This window comes from Vibrio kagoshimensis, assembly GCF_050337535.1.
GTDB lineage: Bacteria > Pseudomonadota > Gammaproteobacteria > Enterobacterales > Vibrionaceae > Vibrio > Vibrio gallaecicus.
This window is the reverse complement of sequence record NZ_JAKJSZ010000016.1, coordinates 1-22,217: the sequence shown is the minus strand read 5'-3', so window position 1 is coordinate 22,217 and position 22,217 is coordinate 1. Positions and strand designations below refer to the sequence as shown.

The 22,217-nt window shown below is 42.3% G+C and carries 16 protein-coding genes; 9 read left to right on the top strand and 7 right to left on the bottom strand.

Translation table 11 applies throughout. The features are described 5' to 3' along the window. The first annotated feature begins 103 nt into the window (after window positions 1-103). A complete protein-coding gene (gene lldD / locus L4C37_RS15550; RefSeq protein ID WP_429769113.1) occupies window positions 104-1,243 on the top strand; it encodes an FMN-dependent L-lactate dehydrogenase LldD in 1,140 nt (379 codons plus the stop codon). A gap of 140 nt (window positions 1,244-1,383) precedes the next feature. Continuing rightward, window positions 1,384-4,263: an FAD-binding and (Fe-S)-binding domain-containing protein gene (locus L4C37_RS15545; protein WP_429769112.1), complete on the top strand. Its 2,880-nt coding sequence runs from the start codon at window positions 1,384-1,386 to the stop codon at window positions 4,261-4,263. 234 nt (window positions 4,264-4,497) lie between these two features. Here L4C37_RS15545 and L4C37_RS15540 read toward each other — a convergent pair whose 3' ends face one another. Continuing rightward, on the bottom strand, window positions 4,498-5,367 hold the full coding sequence (locus L4C37_RS15540) for an AraC family transcriptional regulator (protein ID WP_429769111.1): 870 nt from the start codon (window positions 5,365-5,367) through the stop codon (window positions 4,498-4,500). A gap of 114 nt (window positions 5,368-5,481) precedes the next feature. On the opposite strand from L4C37_RS15540, the gene L4C37_RS15535 reads away from it, so the two are divergent. Beyond that, on the top strand, window positions 5,482-6,630 hold the full coding sequence (locus L4C37_RS15535) for an aminotransferase-like domain-containing protein (protein WP_429769110.1): 1,149 nt from the start codon (window positions 5,482-5,484) through the stop codon (window positions 6,628-6,630). Between the two features lie 284 nt (window positions 6,631-6,914). Continuing rightward, on the top strand, window positions 6,915-7,898 hold the full coding sequence (gene trhO / locus L4C37_RS15530; RefSeq protein WP_137371700.1) for an oxygen-dependent tRNA uridine(34) hydroxylase TrhO: 984 nt from the start codon (window positions 6,915-6,917) through the stop codon (window positions 7,896-7,898). A gap of 181 nt (window positions 7,899-8,079) precedes the next feature. On the opposite strand, the gene L4C37_RS15525 is transcribed toward trhO, so the two are convergent. Next, on the bottom strand, window positions 8,080-8,457 hold the full coding sequence (locus tag L4C37_RS15525) for a DUF1840 domain-containing protein (protein ID WP_429769109.1): 378 nt from the start codon (window positions 8,455-8,457) through the stop codon (window positions 8,080-8,082). A 31-nt stretch (window positions 8,458-8,488) separates the two neighbouring features. Then, window positions 8,489-11,413: an alkaline phosphatase family protein gene (locus tag L4C37_RS15520; RefSeq protein WP_429769156.1), complete on the bottom strand. Its 2,925-nt coding sequence runs from the start codon at window positions 11,411-11,413 to the stop codon at window positions 8,489-8,491. A 338-nt stretch (window positions 11,414-11,751) separates the two neighbouring features. Between L4C37_RS15520 and L4C37_RS15515 the strand changes: the two genes are divergently transcribed. Next, window positions 11,752-12,933 carry a GGDEF domain-containing protein gene (locus L4C37_RS15515; RefSeq protein ID WP_137371703.1) on the top strand — a complete coding sequence of 394 codons (1,182 nt, stop codon included), beginning with the start codon at window positions 11,752-11,754 and terminating at the stop codon, window positions 12,931-12,933. A 101-nt stretch (window positions 12,934-13,034) separates the two neighbouring features. Here L4C37_RS15515 and L4C37_RS15510 read toward each other — a convergent pair whose 3' ends face one another. Then, on the bottom strand, window positions 13,035-13,316 hold the full coding sequence (locus L4C37_RS15510; RefSeq protein ID WP_137371704.1) for an alanyl-tRNA editing protein: 282 nt from the start codon (window positions 13,314-13,316) through the stop codon (window positions 13,035-13,037). A gap of 159 nt (window positions 13,317-13,475) precedes the next feature. Here L4C37_RS15510 and L4C37_RS15505 point away from each other — a divergent pair, with 159 nt between their 5' ends. Then, on the top strand, window positions 13,476-14,336 hold the full coding sequence (locus L4C37_RS15505; protein WP_429769108.1) for a pirin family protein: 861 nt from the start codon (window positions 13,476-13,478) through the stop codon (window positions 14,334-14,336). Between the two features lie 408 nt (window positions 14,337-14,744). On the opposite strand, the gene ppnP is transcribed toward L4C37_RS15505, so the two are convergent. Continuing rightward, complete coding sequence (gene ppnP, locus L4C37_RS15500; protein ID WP_137371706.1) at window positions 14,745-15,026, bottom strand: pyrimidine/purine nucleoside phosphorylase; 282 nt, start codon at window positions 15,024-15,026, stop codon at window positions 14,745-14,747. A gap of 336 nt (window positions 15,027-15,362) precedes the next feature. Between ppnP and L4C37_RS15495 the strand changes: the two genes are divergently transcribed. Together L4C37_RS15495 and L4C37_RS15490 are read left to right on the top strand one after the other, a co-directional pair. Next, entirely contained in the window at window positions 15,363-15,824 is a 462-nt protein-coding gene (locus tag L4C37_RS15495; RefSeq protein WP_240701679.1) for a DUF2850 domain-containing protein, read from the top strand. A 399-nt stretch (window positions 15,825-16,223) separates the two neighbouring features. Then, the gene (locus tag L4C37_RS15490) at window positions 16,224-18,752 is read left to right on the top strand and encodes a glycosyl hydrolase family 18 protein (protein ID WP_429769107.1); all 2,529 of its coding nucleotides are present in this window, start codon (window positions 16,224-16,226) and stop codon (window positions 18,750-18,752) included. A 255-nt stretch (window positions 18,753-19,007) separates the two neighbouring features. On the opposite strand, the gene L4C37_RS15485 is transcribed toward L4C37_RS15490, so the two are convergent. Further along, a complete protein-coding gene (locus L4C37_RS15485; RefSeq protein WP_137371708.1) occupies window positions 19,008-20,015 on the bottom strand; it encodes a DNA cytosine methyltransferase in 1,008 nt (335 codons plus the stop codon). Between the two features lie 95 nt (window positions 20,016-20,110). Next, window positions 20,111-21,457, bottom strand: coding sequence for a phospholipase D-like domain-containing protein (locus tag L4C37_RS15480; protein WP_429769106.1), 1,347 nt, complete (start codon window positions 21,455-21,457; stop codon window positions 20,111-20,113). Window positions 21,458-21,852: 395 nt separating this feature from the next. On the opposite strand from L4C37_RS15480, the gene secG reads away from it, so the two are divergent. Continuing rightward, window positions 21,853-22,158 carry a preprotein translocase subunit SecG gene (secG, locus tag L4C37_RS15475; RefSeq protein WP_137371710.1) on the top strand — a complete coding sequence of 102 codons (306 nt, stop codon included), beginning with the start codon at window positions 21,853-21,855 and terminating at the stop codon, window positions 22,156-22,158. Window positions 22,159-22,217: the final 59 nt, after the last annotated feature.

Genomic DNA, 22,217 nt, shown 5'->3' with positions numbered 1-22,217 from the left:
CGCCACTTTATTTTACGAGACATTATTTATCGAACTTGGCGGAATCAACATGGTTATCGCCAGACTTTCGAACAGGTAAGTACCCAAATTTAGGACTGACATCATGATTATTTCCGCATCGACTGATTACCGAGCAGCAGCGAAATCGAAACTTCCTCCTTTTCTTTTTCACTACATTGATGGTGGCTCATACGGTGAGCATACTTTACGCCGCAACACTGAAGATCTTGCGGAAATAGCACTAAAGCAACGTGTGCTTAACGATATGTCAGATCTTAACTTAGAAACCGAATTATTCGGTGAAAAGCTGGCAATGCCGATTGCGCTAGCACCTGTGGGATTAACAGGCATGTACGCAAGACGTGGTGAAGTTCAAGCAGCTAAAGCCGCGGCGAATAAAGGCATCCCTTTTACAATGTCTACCGTGTCTGTTTGCCCAATTGAAGAGGTGGCCCCTGCCATTGAACGCCCAATGTGGTTCCAATTGTACGTCTTGAAAGACCGCGGCTTCATGAAAAATGTCCTAGAACGCGCAAAAGCCGCAGGTGTGACGACGCTGGTTTTCACTGTTGATATGCCAGTTCCAGGCGCCCGTTATCGTGACATTCACTCTGGTATGAGTGGTCCTAATGCAGCAGTGCGCCGAATATTTCAATCGATGCGTCACCCGAGTTGGGCCGTTGATGTTGGTCTACTCGGTAAGCCACACGATCTTGGCAATATCTCGACGTACCGCGGATCTCCAACCAAACTGGAAGACTACATCGGTTGGCTAGGTGATAACTTCGACCCTTCTATTTCTTGGAAAGACCTAGAGTGGATCCGTGATTTTTGGGATGGTCCTATGGTCATCAAAGGCATTCTCGATGAAGAAGATGCAAAAGACGCCGTTCGATTCGGTGCGGACGGCATCGTAGTTTCAAACCACGGTGGTCGCCAATTAGACGGTGTTCTTTCTAGTGCAAAAGCACTGCCAGCGATTGCTGATGCGGTAAAAGGCGATACAAAAATCTTAGTCGATTCCGGCATTCGTACTGGGCTAGATGTGGTAAGAATGATGGCAATGGGCGCAGATTGCACCTTACTTGGTCGCTCATTTGTTTACGCGCTGGCGGCTCAAGGTCAAGCTGGCGTAGAGAATTTGCTCGATTTATACGACAAAGAAATGCGTGTAGCGATGACCTTAACTGGCGCAAATACCATTCATGACCTATCTCAAGATTCACTAGTAAATCTTAAATAATCACCTATAAGCCTTTAGTCTACTTAGATTAAATTCTAATCGGTGTCACAGCATTTGCTCTTACGTTGTGACACCGTCTAAGCACTGGAATAAATAATAAAAATGAAAAATCAGTGCACATTAAGCACAAGGAAGCAAAAATGGCGAACGTTGAATCCCAACAGCTAGAACCAGCTGATCAGCAACCAATTTATCACCAATTAGAAGCAAAGCTTGCTGAATTAATAGACCCTGAGCGCATTATCACCCAAGAAGCAAAACGGCTCGCCTACGGCACTGACGCCAGCTTCTACCGACTGGTTCCTAAAATTGTCCTCCGCCTCAAAAATATCGATGAGGTTATCTACACGATCAAAACCTGCCAAGAGTTAAGCATCCACTTCACCTTTCGCGCCGCAGGCACAAGCTTATCTGGTCAAGCGGTTTCAGACTCCGTATTAATCACGCTAACCGATGACTGGCGCGGGCATCAAATCCTCGATAACGGTAACAAAATCGTTCTTCAGCCGGGAGTCATTGGCGCAGATGCAAACCGCTATCTTGCCCCTTTTCAAAGAAAAATAGGTCCTGATCCAGCCTCTATCAATACGTGTAAGATTGGAGGTATAGCAGCCAATAACGCCAGTGGCATGTGCTGCGGTACCGCGCAAAACTCGTACCGAACCATCGACAGTATGAAAGTCGTCTTCAACGACGGTACCTTGCTTGACACATCAGACACACAAAGTATTGAAGCGTTTAAACAGTCTCATCACACCTTTATTTCTGGCATACAAGACCTTCATCATCAAACCACCAGCAACCAAGCCCTTACTGAACGTATTCGCCATAAGTATCGCCTTAAAAACACCACTGGATATGCCATTAATGCCTTGGTTGATTACCACGACCCGATTGAAATTATCGAACACCTCATGGTCGGCTCGGAAGGCACGTTGGGCTTTATTGCAGAAGTCACTTACAACACCGTCGTCGAACATTCGAATAAAGCATCATCCCTGCTAGTGTTTGCAGATATTGAACAAGCGAGCCAAGCGGTCACCGTTTTATCCAAAACGCCCGTTGCTGCTGTGGAACTGATGGATGGACGCGCACTGAGATCCGTCGCCAATAAACCCGGCATGCCTGAATTCATGCCGTACTTAGATTTAGAAGCCGCAGCAATCTTAGTGGAATCTCACGCCAGCTCCCAGCCAGACTTAGATTTACAATGTAAATCAATTATGGATTCTTTAGCGGATTACACCATTCTTGAGTCCGTTCCTTTCACTTCTAATGCTCAAACCGTTGCCACCCTATGGGGAATTCGTAAAGGTATGTTCCCAGCGGTTGGTGCAGTAAGAGAAGTGGGCACGACGGTTATTATTGAAGACGTTGCCTTTCCTGTCGAAAACTTGGCAAACGGTATTCGGGAGCTGCAAGAGCTATTCAATAAGTACGATTACAACGAAGCCATCATTTTTGGTCATGCGTTAGAAGGGAACTTACACTTTGTCTTCACCCAAGGCTTTGACAGCCAAACCGAGATTGACCGCTACGGCGGCTTTATGGATGACGTCGCCGAATTAGTTGCCGTCAAATATCAAGGTTCATTAAAAGCAGAGCACGGTACCGGCCGTAATATGGCACCGTACGTTGAGATGGAATGGGGAAAAGATGGCTATGCTTTAATGCAGAAAATCAAAGCACTCTTTGATCCTCAAAACCTCATTAATCCGGGCGTCATCATTAATGACAACCCAAAATCGCACCTTCAAGATTTAAAACCCATGCCAGCCGCTGATGACTTGGTTGATCGCTGTATTGAGTGCGGGTTTTGTGAACCAGTTTGCCCATCCAGAACGTTAACTCTTTCTCCGCGCCAGCGTATTGTGCTCTACCGTGAGTTACAGAAAAGGCGAGCAGCCGGAGAAGACATAGAAGCATCTGAACTAGAAAAAACATTTGAATATCAAGGCATCGATACCTGTGCTGCAACAGGGTTATGCGCTGAGCGCTGCCCAGTTGGGATCAACACAGGTGACTTAATGAAAAAGCTGCGTACCGCTAAGTACGAGAAGTTTACTCCCATTGCAAAATGGACAGCCGAACACTTCGCCACCACGACCAAGCTGACAAAAGCGGGGTTGAAAACCAACCAACTAGCCAGTAAAGCGCTGGGAGCAAAAACGGTTGGAAAATTAACCAATGGCTTGCGCTCAGTGACTAAAGGGGCAACCCCAGTTTGGATGCCTGAAATGCCACAGGCAAATTCACATTCGTTAGAACAGGCTGCTTCTTCATTAAACAACAATGAACAGAAAAAGCTCAACTCGTCGGTCAAAAAAGTGGTTTACCTACCTTCATGCGCCAGCCGTACTATGGGGCAACAAGTGGACGCGCAAGATCAGCGTCCTTTGACAGAAGTGACTTTATCGTTGTTAGAAAAAGCAGGTTTCGAGGTTATTCTACCGAACAAGTTAGACGACCAGTGTTGCGGAATGCCCTATGACAGCAAGGGTATGGCAGAGCTTGCTCAATCTAAATCTCAGCAATTAGAAGACACACTATGGCAAGCCAGTAATCAAGGCGAGTACCCTATTTTAATGGATACCAGCCCATGTGCTAAACGCAGTATTGAGCAGTTTACTAAACCACTACAAGTGCTAGAACCGACAGGGTTTGTGAACCAATACCTACTTGAGCACTTAACGATTAAACCTATACAAGAAACCGTGATGCTGCATGTGACTTGTAGCTCTCGTCGCATGGGCTTAGAGAGCGCGATGTTGAACCTTGCTAAAGCGTGCACCGAAGAAGTGATTGTTCCTGAACATATTCAATGTTGTGGTTGGGCGGGTGACAAAGGCTTTACTACGCCAGAGCTGAATGAGGCTGCAGTACACCCACTGAAAGAACAAGTACCGAACAATTGTACTCGCGGATTCAGTAACAGCCGAACCTGTGAAATCGGTTTATCACACCACAGTGGCATTCCGTATCAATCCATCTTGTACTTAGTGGACGAAGTCGCCCAATAGCGCAGTTCCCGCCGCTTCAGGTATCGAGCAAATAGCTTTAACCTTAAACAAAAAATGGCAGCCCAATTAGGCTGCCATTTTTTTATTCGGTTGTTTGACTCAAAAAATACCCAAACTATGCGAACCTCAGTTGTTAGCATCGCAGCTATTAATGAACAGTGATTAATGAGCAATGAGTAACGATTGATGAGTAGTATCTCTATCACCAAGCCCAAATTGATGGCTTCATATCAGTTAATAAAAACTCACGGGAAGGTAGAAATCGAGATCAAAGACTTCTTCGCTATTAAGAAAATGATTCTGATGATAATGCACATACGCGGGCGTTGAGCGCTGCTTGAAGCCAGAAGTTGGCAGCCATTTTTCTAATACCATACTGATCTGTGGTAGCAGCTCACCATAGCAGCCATTAAGTCGAAACACGGCGTGTAAACCGCCCGGAATCACCATCTGGTTCACTACGCTGCGGTACTTAATTGGCTTATCAAGCGCGATACACGCGACATAACGACACTGATCCATTTCCACCCAAGCAGGGTTTGAGTGATGTAAACCGAACTGGCTCGAAAAGTCGCGTTGTTCTGAATTCGCCCACGCTTTCAATATCAACCACGCATTGCGAATGGAACGATTATAACCAGTGTGTCGAACATAGGCCGCCATTCTCTCTGGCACTTCAACTATCTTCGGCTCTGGTAACACACGCTTCGCCACGTTCAAATAGCCCGCAGCTACTTCAGGATCTTTCAAATAAGGTTTTTCAGCGATCTGTAAGTCGTGTTTACGCCATTCACCCGGAGACATATTAAAGGTTGCTTTAAACGCGCGGCTAAACGAAGACACCGAACTAAAACCACATTTACTAGCAATTTCCATTACGGACGAGCTGGTATCAAACATCAATTGATTGGCAGCATACTCCATGCGAGTACGTCGAATGTATTGATGTAACGATTCCCCAACCACACTTTTGAACGTGCGATGAAAGTGTTGCTCTGAATAAGCCGCAATTTCAGACAGTGCTTTTGCTGACAAAGGTCGGCTTATGTCTTGGTGGATATGGAACAGAACGTCATTGATTCTGGATATGTGTTGTCGTGACATCGTTCAAATAGCATAAATGGACATGTTTGTGAGCATAAACGGACACGCTTGTTTTTACAATTGCCGTGTAATATCAAGCAATAAATAAAAACGAAAAACAACGAGACACAACACATGGAAATCGCACAGTCATTACAACAGATTCAATCTTCATACATTCGAGAGATCCTCGCTGCCGCAAGCGATCCTAATGTCATCTCATTAGCCGGCGGTTTACCGGATGAGAAAACATTCCCTATCGATTTGATGAAGCCAACGCTAGAAAACCTAGCGAATATGCCTGAAGTTTTCCAATACGGCTCTACTGCAGGTTACAGTCCATTGCTTGAGCACCTAACGCAAAGCTACCAATTGCCTGAATCTCACACAGCCATGATATGTACGGGCTCTCAACAAGGCTTAGATTTGATTGCACGTGCATATGTTGACCCTAATGATGTCGTTGTGATGGAAGCGCCTAGCTACTTGGGTGCAATGCAAGTTTTTGGCTTAGTGCAAGCAAACATTGTGACTGTGTCTCAAACTGAATTTGGTCCTAATCTAGACAAACTAGAGACATGCTTTGCACAGCATTCACCTAAAATGTTTTATGCCGTACCTGATTTCCACAACCCTACTGGCGTATGTTGGACAACAGAGACTCGTCAAAAAGTGGCTGAGCTTTGTATTCAATACAACGTGGCATTCATTGAAGATGCGCCATACCGTGAGCTGCGTTTCACAGGTAAAGAACTACCAATGGTTTCTTCATTCTGCCCTGATAACTCTATCGTTCTTCGTTCATTCTCTAAAATAGCATCGCCAGGTTTACGCATTGGCGCCGTAACAGGTAAATGCAGCTACCTTGAACCACTGATCAAGGTGAAGCAAGGAGCGGATTTACACTCAAGTGTGCCAATGCAAGCGCTGCTCGTTGGTCTTCTGAAACATGAAGATTTCAACCTGCACATGGAAAACATTCGCACGCTGTACAAGTCTCGTTATGAAGTGCTGTTTTCAGAACTAGAGAAACAACTGCCCGCAGACTGCGTACTAAAAGCGGTTGATGGCGGGATGTTCATTTGGGTAGAAGTCCCTGAGTGTGACACTTTTAAACTGGCTAAAACTCTACTTTCAAATGGCGTGGCGGTTGTACCAAGCCCAGTGTTCTATCCAAAGGCTGACGAAGCAAAAGCTGCATTGCGTTTAAACTTCACCAACGCCAACCCAGAAGAATTAACCGAAGCGGTGAAACGCTTAGCGGAAGTACTGAACCAAGCGTAAGCGCTAATTAAGTAAGACTGACTCGATAGCAAAGCCCTGTTGTATTTTTACAGCAGGGCTTTTTGTTATACGCCGTCACTGCTTAGAACATTTAATCTTTCAAATTGGCAGGTATAGAGAAACTCTATTTACTGAGATGCTAAAAACCTCTGTGGTAAATAACCCTTCAATTAGTTGGTTTTTGTCTTACATTGCCTTAGCTATACTGCGGGCGATTTTAATAAGCCTAGTCAAAGGCAAACTCTCGCTCTGGATTTACGTTCCAGCTCGCAAAAGGAAAAACCATGTCTCAATATGTTGTATGTGCACTCTATAAGTTTGTAGCACTTAATGATTACACCGAAATCCGCCAACCACTGACCGATGTTTTAGAGTCAAACCATATCCGTGGCACACTATTGCTCGCAAGCGAAGGTATCAATGGTACGGTTGCAGGAAAGCGCGAGTCTATTGATGCTTTACTTAAATGGTTTAAGAACGATCCTCGTTTAGCCGATGTAGTTTACAAAGAATCGTTTAACGACGTTCAACCTTTCAACCGCACTAAAGTGAAGTTAAAGAAAGAGATCGTGACAATGGGCGTTGAAGGTATCGACCCTCTAAATGTTGTTGGCACTTACGTTAAACCGAACGAATGGAATGACTTAATTTCAGATCCTGAAGTACTTCTTGTTGATACGCGCAATGATTACGAAGTTGATATCGGTACATTCAAAAATGCCGTGAATCCAAACACTGAAACTTTCCGTGAATTCCCACAATATGTTGCCGATAACTTAGACCCAGCTAAGCATAAAAAAGTCGCGATGTTTTGTACCGGTGGTATCCGTTGCGAAAAATCGACTGCCTACATGAAAGAGCAAGGTTTTGATGAGGTTTACCACCTTGAAGGCGGCATTCTAAAGTACTTAGAAGAAGTGCCAGAAGAAGAAAGCATGTGGGAAGGTGATTGCTACGTCTTTGATGGCCGCGTTGCGGTTAACCATCAATTAGAGAAAAGTGGATACGATGTATGTAATGCTTGTCGCCTACCAATCACTGACGAAGACAAAGCGTCTGAACACTTTGAAAAAGGCGTAAGTTGTCCTAAGTGTGTTGATAAGCACAGTGATGAACAAAAAGCACGTTTCCGCGAGCGTGAGAAGCAAGTTCAACTGTCTAATGAACGTGGCGAAACCCACGTTGGTGGCGCAGCAGCGCAGCTTATTGAACAACGTAAGAAAGAAAAGCTAGCGTTAAAAGAACAGCAGAGATCTTCTAAGAAATGAGTACTAAGTTCTTATTACAAAGCTGCCGCTGAAGAAGTTTTTACTCGCTAAGCGACTACTCAGAAAGAAACAACCTAAAAGAGCCAGTGCAAGCAATCCTATTTATTAAATAGACTTCGCCTAACACTGGCTCTTTTTGTAAGTGCTGATTCTGTTTCAAGTATTTTTAGCGTTAAGCTAATTAGAAGCTTTTATTGCTTGAATCTTCCCACATCACTTCACATTCTTCTTTTACAGCAGACTCTAACAATTCAAGTAATGGAAAGGCTCGATTAGCAATATTCACAGGCACATCTGTATAGCTATCATCTTCATTTAAATCGTCTGCGTTCAGATCATCGTCGATGTCGTCATAGCCCGTCGATTGCTTACTTTCCTTTTCAAGGCGCTTTTCTGCTTCTATTGCCTCGCGTAAACGAGCAAGGGCATCAGGAATAGAAGACGCATCTAACGCCCCGGGAATATCGCCACTATGACCAAGTAATTTAATCAATTGCAGACCAACATCACCAAACATGGTGACATTAGAGTGCGACTTACAGCTAAACGTAATTAACATAATAAAGCCTTTAATAGTTCACTTACCCCGTTTAAAGGGCTGACTTTTGAGTAGTCGGTTGAATAATATCTAACTTATTAATTAGCGAAGGATATCCCCAGCCGTTTTCACCCGCGATGACTTCTTCCCCTGTCAAATATTCAAACAAAGTTGGAGCCAAGGCCCCGTTAGATTCAATATTCATTGGCACAGGTTTATCTCCTATAGGAGAGCCCCAAAACCCAAGAAAAGCATCTTTTTCTAAATAATCTTCACCCGCATGTCGCCCCGGTACTTTCGTGTTATAGCCGATACCTTCTTTAGGGAACAGATTGACGGTACCTGCACGATCTTCTAAATACACATCCACTAATTGGTTTAATGCATCAGGTCTTGGGGTTAACTGGGTAAGGTTCTTCCATTCTTGACGGTTACACCAAGTCTCTACTTTGTCTTTTTCTGCTCGATTTAAACACTTATCGACTAAAGCTGAATACTGCGCGAACGCAACACGAGTCGGCTGTGGAAGATATGGATTCAATTCTTGCACATTTAAGAGTCTCGGATGTTGATTCTCCATCACAGACTCGTAGAAAATCTTATCCCGATTTCGCGTGATAAGCTCATCAATTCGTTGAGTCTTTCTATTACCGATCACCCGCACCTGACAAAAGCTCGCATTACACTCTTGCTCTCTTACCACTAAGTAGTCGAGAGTTTCAGGTAAGCGCTGGAGCGTTTGGGCAATAATATCAATGGACTCACCAGCAGGTGCAGCAATAGGTTTCCACTGTGTCAGTTCAGAGTATAAAGGTTGACGCTTCCACCCTAGTTTAGAATTAAAGAAGTCCATCATAAAGTTACCACCAGCAGTAGAGGCGACGACTACATCGACCTCTTTCAAGCTTGGGAAGCTCAGAGCATTAGTGATCTTTGGTCCTTCACCTTCATCTGAAGATATCTTTTTGACCACAACTGGGTAATCCAACTCTTTCTGTAAATTACCTAAAACCTGCTTTTCAGGGTTGAGGGCATAAAAGACAGGCGTTAGGCCATGGTCACCAGCCATCCCCCACAAAGTTTGATCGTAAATTCCAGCGGTTTTATAGGTTTTTTCTATTTGAGTTAACCAATAATCTAGGCGGTTTAATTCTCCCGTTGGCATCAATATTTCATCGCTGAATGGACCGGTGAAATGGGCAAAATGATCAGGCCAAGGGTTATACACTAAGGTATAATCTGGCATGCCTTTACCATCTAGTTTTGAGTATGCGCTAATGGCTTGTTCAACCTGAACTTTCTTCGCCATTTTAGTAAACACATCAAATCCAGAAATAGATATATAAGACTGAATGTCTTCAATTAATGCGGCACGCTGTTGCTTTAAATCGACCTCAACTTCCGCACGTAACTGTAGTTCTTTTACGCATCGTTTTTCCCCATAGTCCCGTAAAGATTCGCCTAAACCAAGGTTAACTAAACCGTCATAAGTGGTGTGTGCATTCCAGTCATACTGACCATTACAGTTGAGTGTCTTCAAATAATCCAGGCGATCAAACATGGTTTGCACTTTTCGATCAGCCATTAAAATATCCAGCTGTAGGGCATCATTACCAAAGAAGTAGTACGCACGATCTTCTTCACGATCGACAAAATGGAAATTAGGGATTCCAGTCCCTCCTTCCCCTGAAACTTTCGCTCCTGTTTTTATAATAGGCAGGTTTCGCACACTAATAGTTGGAGTAGAAGACACGCCCACACGGCTTATGCTCGGTTTATTTTCGCGATATAAGCGCTTAAAGAGTGGAAGGTAATGGGGGTCTTTATAGACTTGCTCAGACAGCACTTCCATAAAGCGAACTTGCTGTTCATGTTTTGGCTCTATCACTGGTTCAAGAGTCGGTTTGTAAGACGCTCTTTGTTGGTGCTTTTGGTAAGCTTGGTGCATAAATGGAGAAGTCGGATCAACAAGCCCTTCGATTAAACCTTGTTGCAAACCATCTACGGTCACTTGAACAGCAAAGCGGCGGTTTTGCTGTGAGTGAAGAAATTGCACTAGGCTATTCGGGCTATCGTCAAATACCTGCTGCATCCAATCATTCAACGCAACTGCGCGTTCTTCTTTAAAGACAAATTGGCGGTAAGCTTTCAGTAGGTTAAGACGAACAAAGTCGATCAGTGTAATCGTCAATGCTTGAGCTTTGTTATTCGGCTTGGATAAGTTTTCAGGTTTGCCATCTTCCGCAATCGCCAGCAATGCCCACTTCATCTCACCATCATCCATGCCAAAAGCGGCTTTATTGATCAAATCAACAACAATAGGTTGAACGGTGTTAATAATGGCAAGATCTTCACCTGAATCAGTTAAATAAGTATAGCTCTCGGGTAATTGTTCCATGTCTTGCCATACACCAAGATCAAACAACGCATCGTAAATCACCACCATATTAGCAATGAACTTGTCATCGACTTGAATACCCTCGTGGTGCCCTGTCGGCTCTGTGGTTTTGATTGGTTCGTCAGCATGTTTCTCTGCACCATTTTTAACAGAAGCATGCCCTTTATGAGCGTCGCTATCACTTACAGAAAACAAGCTATGCTCAAACCCTTTCAGCACTTGTTCATCATAAATTGTAGAAAGATATTGCTTAAACTCATCTTCACTGCTTAAACCAGAATATCGGTCATAATAGGTATATAAGAAGTATCCCAAAGGAACGGAATAAGTAGGGTTAGAAAGCTGAGCAATCACCTTTGCTTTAAGCTTTACTTCTAGCGGTAGAGTTAAAATGTAGGTGTCTAACGTCACACCAGCAATAGTAAATAAAGCAGCGTCTCTTGTTAAAGTAGTCGAATAACTTAATGTTGAAAGAACCTGATTTTTTAAGACTTCTGATGAACTGAATATCCCCCCAACAACAGGAGTGGTAGAAATATCGGCAGAAGTAGGCAATGACAGTAATGATGCACCTAACATTGGGAAAATGGTGCTTTTACGTATTTTTGATGGCAAAAGCCTCAATTTACGCTTAGATTCTTTTTTCATAATCACGCTCTAATCTATAAACTGATGTTATTGTTTCAGGTTATTGTTATTAGTCAATAAAATGCCACCATGCCAATAACCATATAAAATGTAAGTAAATGAGAATTCGTCACAAAACCGACTGTTACTCATTAATATGAATATAAGCCTGACATTCTTTATATGAAACTTAGAGATCAATCACACCAGATGAGTGTGATATCCATCCAAAATCATATATTTCACCTAAGCTTAACCTGCAACTGAATATTTACATGCTAGGGAAAAGTATGACAAACCTTGTAGGGAGACACTTAGAGGAAATGGCGGATATCCGCTCGACTCGAAAACAGAAAATAGTTTACTTGTGCTCTCTGGCATCCTCCATTTTGTTCTTTTTTTATGCTTGGACGTATCTACAAGCCGATCAACTGATCTTAGCTGGTATAGATTTTACTTTCGCAATTGTCGCGCTCTTAAATGCAGTGTATGTCAAACAAGCTCGACACCCTCGATACTCAGACTTAATTTTAAGTTGGGTGTTATTAGTCCAAGGTACGATTCTTTTACTGTATAGCGAAGCCATCCCAGATAGAACGCTTTGGCTATATCCTATCCTTGCTACTGTCATTTTCATTAATGATTTTAAAATTGGATTACTACTGAGCATGTCATTTTGTGTGTTCATTAGCGGGTTACTGGTTTTCTCTAACTCCGCCTTTACCCTACCTATTGACTCTACGCATCGCTTAACCTTAAGCCTATTCACTATGAGCGTTGTATGCCACACATCCTCTTATTACTACAATAAAGTCGTCAGCTATATTCAATGCTTATATCAAGAAGGAATTGAAGATCTCGCGTACATGGATCAATTAACGGGTCTTGCAAATCGTTGGAGCTTTGAAAACTGGGCATCAGAGAAACTCAGAACCGTTGATACTAAGCGCTCTGTCACTGCATTGGTTTTCTTAGATATTGATAACTTTAAATCAATCAATGATAACTACGGGCATGATGTGGGAGACAGGGTGTTACAACACTTTGCGAAGCGATTAAGTAATAACATTCGTACTAAAGACAGAAAGACAGAAAAGCATGACTACTCCATTGCTAGGTTCGCCGGTGATGAATTTGTTTTGATGCTTTATGACGTTCGTTCAATAGATGATTTAGACAGTATTCTTGGAAGGATTTGTCGATTATTTGAAAACGGTTACCAAAACCAAGAACGCTTAAATGAGCTCACCTTGAGCGTGGGGGTTGCCTTGTACCCACAAGATGCAACGGAATTACCAGAATTGACTCGGTGTGCAGACAAAGCGATGTACCACGCTAAACATTCTGGGAAAAATCGTTTCGCTTATTACCACAATAATCCTTCCTCAACCAAGATTGAAACCTGCCCAGATATGTTTGCTCCCTTAATGGAAGGCAGCAATGTTACCCCGCTTAAAAAACGGAAAGAATAATGGTTCTGCTCGCTATTGTTACCAATTAGCATCGTAGTGAATTAGCTTGTCACTATGAATCTGCTTGTCACTATTTATCTACCTATTGCGATGAACAAGCACTAGTTAGTCATGTACATTGCCCATAAGCTGATCAAACCGATCATAATTATCCATATGACTTGTCTAACTTTATTAGGCTTTGACGATTTCGTTTTGACAACTGGTTTAAATGCTGCCCTTTTCGCTGATTGGATAAACCGATCTTCGATAAGCTGTTTCTTATCGCGTCGATGTACCGCTTCATTGGCAACTTCAGTAAACCTCTGTCTTTGTTCTGTGGTGAAATCGTCCTCGAAACCAATTCTACCGTGCCTATCTTGATGTTTAGGTTGTACAGCCAAAATTGCCTCCTTACTGAAATAACCATGACTTAATTATAGTCAGTTTTTCATAATTCATGATCATTCAAAATTTTCGAATATGTCACTCAATGTTATACGGTCTTCTTTGCACATCGGATTACTTACACTGTGTTCATTCCAATTTAAAAGGACGCCAACATGACTAACATTAGATATGTTCAACAAGTTATCAATGCACATGCCACTTCAGATGGTGACGGTGTAAAAATAAGTCGGGTTGCTGGTTTCAATAATGCAAAATTCTCGCCATTTTTGATGATCGACGAATTAAAGTCGGACGAGAGTAAAGATTATGTCGGTGGATTTCCCCCTCACCCGCATCGAGGTATAGAAACATTAACCTATATGATGAAGGGACATTTTCAACATAAAGACCATATGGGTAACACGGGAGAGCTAAGGAGTGGTGGAGCTCAATGGATGGCTGCAGGTCGAGGGGTTATCCATAGTGAAATGCCAGTAATGGAAGAAGGTTCATTACACGGTTTCCAAGTTTGGATAAATCAGCCTGCAAAAGACAAAATGACGCCTGCACGCTACCACGATTTTCAACCAGAAACTATCAATGAACATAGTGCTTCAGACCTAGGTTTGCTAAGAGTAATTGCAGGTAAAATTCAGCTAAAAGACCAAGCAATTCAAGGGCCTTTAAGTACGACAGGGGTTCCTTTAACCGTTGCAGATTGGAAGCCCAAAACAGGTGGAAAAATATCATATGCACCACCGGTTACTCACAATGTGATGGTCTATGTATACCAAGGTGAGCTAACAATTAATGGCAAAGTGATTCATCAAGGTCAACTTGCTTTAATGCCACCACAAAGCACAGAGGCCGAGTGGGTCCAAATGCAAGCGGAGACAGATTCTGGCGCCCTATTATTAAGTGGTGAACCAATAGACGAGCCGGTTGTTCACTACGGACCTTTTGTTATGAATAGCATGCAAGAAATTGAGCAAACTATTCAGGACTACAACAATGGACTGTTTGAAACTTATTAATTTCATATTTTGATTGTCAATTTGAGAATCATTTTAGATTTGTAGGAAACAATCTACTTACGTGTAAATCGGGTTTTGCTCTTAATATCTTTCGCCAGGGGTTACAAGTTTATTTATAACTAGTTTGATTATATGCGGCTAAATTAAAACGAGCTTAATAGTGACCAACTGAGTGTAAGACTAAGATGTGATGGCTAGGCTGCGCAAAATGGATAGGACGTATCTTAGAAATGAAAACACTTATTTTATTGCCTTTTAATAAGTGAATACTTGAATTCAACACAAATTAGCCACGCTTTGTATAAAAATAAAGCGTGGCCTTTTTTATTCACTGCTTTAGATGAAGCCACTTAAATTGTTTAAGGTAACGATCTAAGAGAAGTCAGCCTGCATCAAGGACAAACAGAATTATAAGTACTCACACAAGTATGCCGTTGCTTCTGTCACTTTAACTTCAAATGAAGAGTCGCCCACAACATCAAATGCAGAGCCATCACGGTATGTTGTCCAATCAGAGTCACCCACTCGTTTAATCGTTAGTGAGCCTTTTACTACCGTCATTTTTTCAGGGGCAGCAGTACCAAAGGTATACTCGCCAACCGCCATAACACCCACACTGATCTCAGCGTCATTTTGTGAAAAACCAAGAGACTTAACGCCGCCATCAAAATATGTATTTTCTTTAATCATGTTACTTCCTTGTGGACTGTTAACGGTCTATCGACCAAATAAATGCAACAAACTTTGTAACCAATTCCCTTAAATCACACAAGCATTAAATACTCAGTGTTGAATTATTTTTATGGCTTAGAAAAATTAAGGTCAATGCACCTTCATCTCTATAGCCCTACACTTAGAGTGGGAAATACATAACTTAGTGGTCAAATAGGACAGCAAATAAGAGCCTTTCAAACTAAAATTTGGAATAGAGGTTGGCTTAAGACATAGTGCATCGCAAACTTATTTTGCAAATAAACACTTTAATCAATAAGATCAACAGTCAGATCAAGCGATGGCTAGGCTTTTATGGCAAATAAGAAAAAATCAAATCATGCACGAAACATGCTGATAGCTCGCGTGATCTTTGGCGGTTTAGCACTATCTTCTATTGCTTGGTTTGGTCTGTCTTCGTACCAATCGCATTTGGAATTTACCGACCCTAGCAATGTATATGGAAGCTGGGTTGAAGTGGGCTCCCCTCCCTATAAAACCGATAAACTTTCGCTATCTGAAAAAGGCGTTGTTCGTAACCATCGCTTAATTAGTACAAGCTTTGAGTTTGATGGCTCTAATGTTTTCATCACAACTGGTAGCGGTGTTTCCATCTATAAAATGAGTGGTAATATTCGTTCACCACAGTTGAAACGTATTTCCCCAGCCATTCCTCCACAAACACTGGTCAAAGAAGGCTTCGAGCATACTGTGACCTCGGTCAGTGGCGGTGCCTCTCAAAGACGAGCTTCATTGTCTGAACACTTCAATCGCTAGCAAATCCTCTATCCTCTATCCTCTATCCTCTATCCTCTATCCTCTATCCTCTATCCTCTATCCTCTATCCTCTATCCTCTAGTAAATGTTAGTCATGAAAAAACTATCCGCTACATTCCTCGCATTTTCCTTTAGCTTATTTCATTTACACCCACTTATAAGACTTTTATTAGAACGATATTAAATTTATAAAACCTTGGCTCAATCCCTCACTCAAGATGTAACAAATTGATAACGACAAGTAATTTATCGACTCTCTATCGAAAAGCGATTTATTTTCCGTTCTGAATTTAAAACTCTTTTGAATACTAAGTGGGATGCTCAATTTCGTTGTAGAGAAAAGAGCAGCTTATGAAACTGGCTTTGGTTTCATAACATTCAAGGAATGAGAGATATACTATGATTCGTTTTAACATGTGTGCGGCTAGCATCGCACTGGCGCTTTCAGGGGCGGCACAAGCTGCACCAAGTGCACCAAGCATCGACATGTATGGTTCAAACAACCTTCAATTTTCTAAAATTGAATTGGCTATGGAAACTACGTCTGGCTATAACCAAATGGTTAAGTACCACGACAAAGCTAAAGTGGCAGTAAAGTTCAACCAATGGAGTGGTACATCCGGTGACACTTACAACATCTATTTCGATGGCGTAAAAGTCGCAACGGGGCCAATAACCGGTAGCCAGACCACAGCCACTTTCGAGTATGGTCAAGGTGGCTTATACGAAATGAAAATTGAGGCATGTGATGCTACGGGTTGTAGTATCAGTGCACCAGCTCAGATCACGATCGCCGATACGGATGGCTCTCACCTTCCTCCTCTCACAATGAACATCGATCCAAACAACAAGACTTACAATACAGACCCAAATACAGTCGTAGGTACTTACTTTGTTGAATGGGGTATTTACGGTCGTGATTACACGGTTGATAACCTTCCTGCGGATAACTTAACCCACATCCTTTACGGCTTTATCCCAATTTGTGGTCCAAACGAATCTGTTAAATCAGTGGGTGGTAACAGTTACAATGCTCTCATGACTGCATGTAAAGGCGTGAATGACTACGAAGTCGTTATCCATGACCCTTGGGCGGCATTCCAAAAAAGTTTCCCACAAGCAGGGCATGAATACAGCTCTCCTATCAAGGGTAACTACGCGATGATGATGGCGCTTAAACAGCGTAATCCTGATCTAAAAATCATTCCATCAATCGGTGGTTGGACACTTTCAGACCCATTCTTCGATTTCACAACAAAAGAAAACCGAGATACGTTTGTCGCTTCTGTTAAGAAATTCCTGAACACTTGGAAATTCTATGACGGTGTTGATATTGACTGGGAATTCCCTGGTGGTGGCGGTGAAAACGCGAACCTTGGCGATACAGTGAATGATGGACCGGCTTACATTGCGTTAATGCAAGAACTTCGCGCAATGCTTGATGAGCTAGAAGCAACCAATGGTCGTACTTACGAACTGACTTCAGCAATTGGTGTTGGTCACGATAAAATTGAAGACGTGAACTACGGCGAAGCTATCCAGCACATGGATTACATCTTCGCTATGACTTACGATTTTTACGGCGGTTGGAATAACGTACTTGGTCACCAGACAGCTCTGAACTGTGGTAACTTCATGCGCCCAGGTCAATGTGATGGCTCTGGTACGGATGAAAATGGCGAGCAGTTTAAAGGCCCTGCTTATACAACTGACAACGGCATTCAACTGCTACTCGCTCAAGGTGTTCCAGCGAATAAACTGGTTGTTGGTACCGCAATGTACGGTCGTGGTTGGGAAGGTGTGATGCCTTCCTCGCTGACAGATCCTACCGACCCAATGACAGGTGTGGGTAACGGCAAACTGAAAGGCAGTACTGCACAGGGCGTTTGGGAAGACGGCGTTATTGATTACAAAGGCATTAAAGCACATATGCTTGGTGCAAATAACCAAGGCATTAATGGCTTTGAATATGGCTATGACGAAATGGCAGAAGCGCCATACGTTTGGAACCGTACTTCAGGTAAGTTGATTACGTTTGATGATGACCGTTCAGTAAAAGCGAAAGGTGCTTACGTTCGCAGCTTAGGTTTAGCAGGTCTATTCTCATGGGAAATCGATGCGGATAACGGCGATATCTTAAATGCAATGCACGAAGGTTTAGCTGGCGGCACTACAGACCCTGTAAACCGTAAACCAACAGCTGCTGCAGGCGCAGACCAATCGGTTACTGGCCCTGTTTCTGTCTCTTTAGATGGCAGCACTTCTAAAGACAGCGACGGCACTATTGCTAGCTATGCATGGGCTCAAGTAGGCGGTACAGCTGTCACTCTTGCAAATGCAAGCAGCGCAGTAGCAAGCTTTGATGTGGCTGAAGTAGCGCAACAAGAAACACTGACGTTTACACTAACAGTGACGGATAACGAAGGTGCTTCGGCAACGGACACAGTTGTTGTGACAGTAAAAGCTAAAGACACGGGTCCTGTAAATACGGCTCCTGTAGCGGCTGTATCAGCTCCTTCTCAAGTTAACGCTGGAGATGTGGTAGTGGTTGATGCATCAGGTTCAAGTGATGCAGACCAAGATGCACTGACTTATTCTTGGGATGTACCAGCTGGTCTTAATGCAACAGTTCAAGGCGCTTCAGTAAGTTTTGTAGCGAGTGAATATACGCAAGACACTGTTCTAAACTTCACAGTAACGGTAAGCGATGGCGTTGCAAACTCTGCCGCTTCTGCTTCTGTTAAAGTACTTAAGAAAGTGATTGATGGTGGCACATGTACAAATGCATGGGATTCTGGCGCTATCTACACTGGCGGTGATCAAGTCACTAAAGGCGGTACTATTTGGGAAGCTAAATGGTGGACAACAGGTGAAGATCCAACAACCACTGGTAAGTGGGGCGTTTGGAAAGAAATTGGTCCTTGTTAATCGTTCACTACTAAAAATGAGTGGTTAACCTAATCGTTAATCATTCACTAACAGGTTTACGAGGATCTTATTGAAGTGAGTGACTCGTAAAAATCTGGCATAAAAAAGGTCAAGTAAGCTTAACAACCGTTAATCTTCTTGACCTTTTTTCTCAACTCAACTCAACTCAAAGCCAGTTAGCCATGTGTTTTTAACAATGACTCTTCTATTTTGTTAATGGTACGTCTTATACCTTTTCTAAGAAGAATCTTTGAGTTAAGCGGCTTGTTTTGATTTAGCTTGTTCTAAGTGTTCTTTTATACTCAATGCAACTGACTTAGCGAAAGGCACGGCTACCGCATTACCAATCATTTTATAACCTGCCGCCACATTCTTATAAACAAACTCAAACTCGTCAGGGAAGCCTTGAATTCGTGCACATTCGCGCACACTTAAGCGTCGGTACTCGTGACCTTCAACAAATTTAAATTTATCGGTTTCAACCTTTTCCATTTTCGGTGCGCTTGGGTGAATCGGTGCATGTCGCCCACCAGCCTGAATAGTAAATGAAGGCTCATCCCAAGTTCTTACTCTGTTTCTCGACATAAACATCGTTGAGAACCCGCCAATCATATATTCATGGTTTAAAAACTTAACGTCAGGGTTTGGTCTTTGTTTATCAAGTGCAGGTACAGCCGTTCCGTCCAGATCCTTCAAAATATGCTTTAACGCTTTACGATCTTCTTTTTCAATCGGTTCTGGAAACGTATAATCAATTTCGAGATCACTTCGAAAACCAACAAAGATAACGCGCTTACGGTCTTGAGCAGCGCCGTGATCGACCGCATTCATCATTTGGTAGAAAAGGTCATAGCCGGCTTCTTTAAACATTTTCTTGATGTTATCCAAAGCATCCGCATGGCGAGAATGCTGCATTCCACTCACATTTTCTGCTAAGAAGAATTTCGGTTTTTTTGCTTCAAGAATACGAATAAAGTCAAAGAACAGTTGCCCACGCTTATCTTCGATACCACGCTGTGCACCCGCTTCACTCCAGCTTTGGCAGGGTGGACCACCAATAATGCCGTCACACTCAGGGACTTCATCCGCTTCGATAGCAGTGATACTTCGCTGATCTAAAGTAGTATGTGGGTGGTTCTTTTTGTATGTAGCCCAGATATCCTTATCGTATTCGTTCGCCCAAACCACATTGAAGCCTGCTTGTTCGAAACCTAGATCTAGCCCGCCAGCGCCAGCAAAAAATGAAACAATTCTATCTGTCATAACTTTAAACTTACCCTTAAATTTGGCGCCGATTATAGCAAAGAGCTGTACATAAGGTCAGTGCTTTTTTTCGTTAAGTAAACCAGTCAGTTAGTTCAATGATTCTCAAATGCGGTGACTGTTGTCGGTAAGCGAGCAAGGGTTAGAAAATGGTTTGAAAGTTTTTGGGCTAATTTAGGTTGGTTTAATCCTATGTAATAGGCGTTAACCTCTGAAAACGTACCTTGATAAGAGGCATTAGGCATCTTTGAAAATTGGCTTATCGATACATCTTTATAGATAAACTGAGTATCGGTAAAGTTTCCAGTCGATATGACGACATGATCGTCAATCACAATAAACTTCAAATGAATCGAATTATTAAAGTAACATTTTGCCTGAGGGATATTTTTCAACTTATCGATGTACAGACGGAAGCTTGAAGAATTTTGTGGGGTTCGAGGCTTTACTTTTCTTCCATCAATCTCAACCGTTTTAGATCTCTCATCATACGTTTTATCTGTGTAGGTTTGAGATAATACTGAAACTTCCACTTTTGCTTTCTCTTTGTCCGGCAGCAACGCACAATTACTTACATGCTGGCCACAAATCATCACTCTTCTTTGAGCTTTCGAGATTAATGTTGACAATTTAGCTTCAACTTTCGAGTTGGAGTGATGTAAGAAACTGCCTGTAAAATACACATTTTCTACTACGTGTTTAGACGTGATCTTATGTCTATCCTCTTTAAAATTTAAGGAATGACTTGAGTTATTTCTCTCTACATTGAGTGAGAGTAGCTCATTACTATTTCTTTTTAACTGCCGATAAAACTCAGCCGCTTTTTTATCAGATTCTTGAGAGTTTTGCAGAACTATACACATCTCTTCTTTGCGTAAATCTCGCACCGCTAAGTTAGATGAAGTAATGACGGTAAAGCTACTGCCATCTTTCATTTTTATGTAAAGGTTTTTGATATGTAGGCTATACGGCGCAGTACCTCGAGAAAACGGTTTGACCGATTTAGAACGCAAATAAATATGGTCATAAATGAATAGATTCATTGTATCGGAATGCTTCAAGTAGCCATATACTCGCTCTGCGATGTCTTTCTTACTGCTTTTATTAACACCGCTTTTCGTATTATTCAGGATCGAATGATTAAAGTAGCTTGGGAAAAGACCATTCTTTGCCACTGTACCGTCATAGCCTTCCAGTGGTATCGAGTAGATATTTATTTCAATTCCTAGCTCAGCCAACTGCCTAAGCTGGTCAACTAAAGCCAAGTTATTACATAAATAAAGGCTTAGATTGACCACCAGTAGCTTTGCTTGATTAGCACTCAGAAAATCAATAATACGATTAACAATAACGGGACTTCCACCCTCAGCATAAAACTTGAAGTCTTGCAGCCCTCCATTCTGATGGGGGCCATCAAATGTAAGGTCGATAACATTATCCATTTCTATTCCAATTTAGCGCCATGTCAAAAAAGTTTTTAAATGCCGCTCATGATTGATACGCATCCCATGGGATTAATGTTAATCATGCTGAAATAAATTAAAAATGACCCAAGTCGTATGAATTGTGAGATAGCTACCAAGAATCTAAGCCTAAAACACAATATTGCTCTGATAACCATCGAGCTTTAAAAGGTGATATCCATTTTTGAATAGAAACTCCCACCTTATAAATGGTAATACCCGCTGAAGCCTGCGCATAAGAAAGCTTCACTTATTTACCTGCGCAATATGTGCGCACATTTTAACCACTTAAGACCTCATTAAAGCTTGTTTCTATACAAGTTACACGTTCTTGGTTATCATCTACGGCTGTCTTATTTGGGTCTTAAAGCGTTATGGAAACTATTATCACAACAATCTGCCTGGTATCTGCAGTTGCTACTATTGCATTAATTCTTTTGCAAAAAGGCAAAGGCGCAAACATGGGGACAGCCTTCAATACAGGCACGCCAAGCGCAGCTTCTAATTCTTCAGAATCTGATACCCGTTTGAATAAGCTTACAACGGCTTCTGCTGTTCTATTCTTTGGTTGCAGCATCGTACTGACTAACATCTCTATGAGCTCACCAACGATTCAAGAAGAAAGCCCAGCTTCAGTTCAAGCTCCTGTAGAGCGTTCAGAGTTCGACATTCCTCAATAACATTGATTTGCCGAGATGGTGAAATTGGTAGACACGCTAGCATGAGGTGCTAGTGCCTT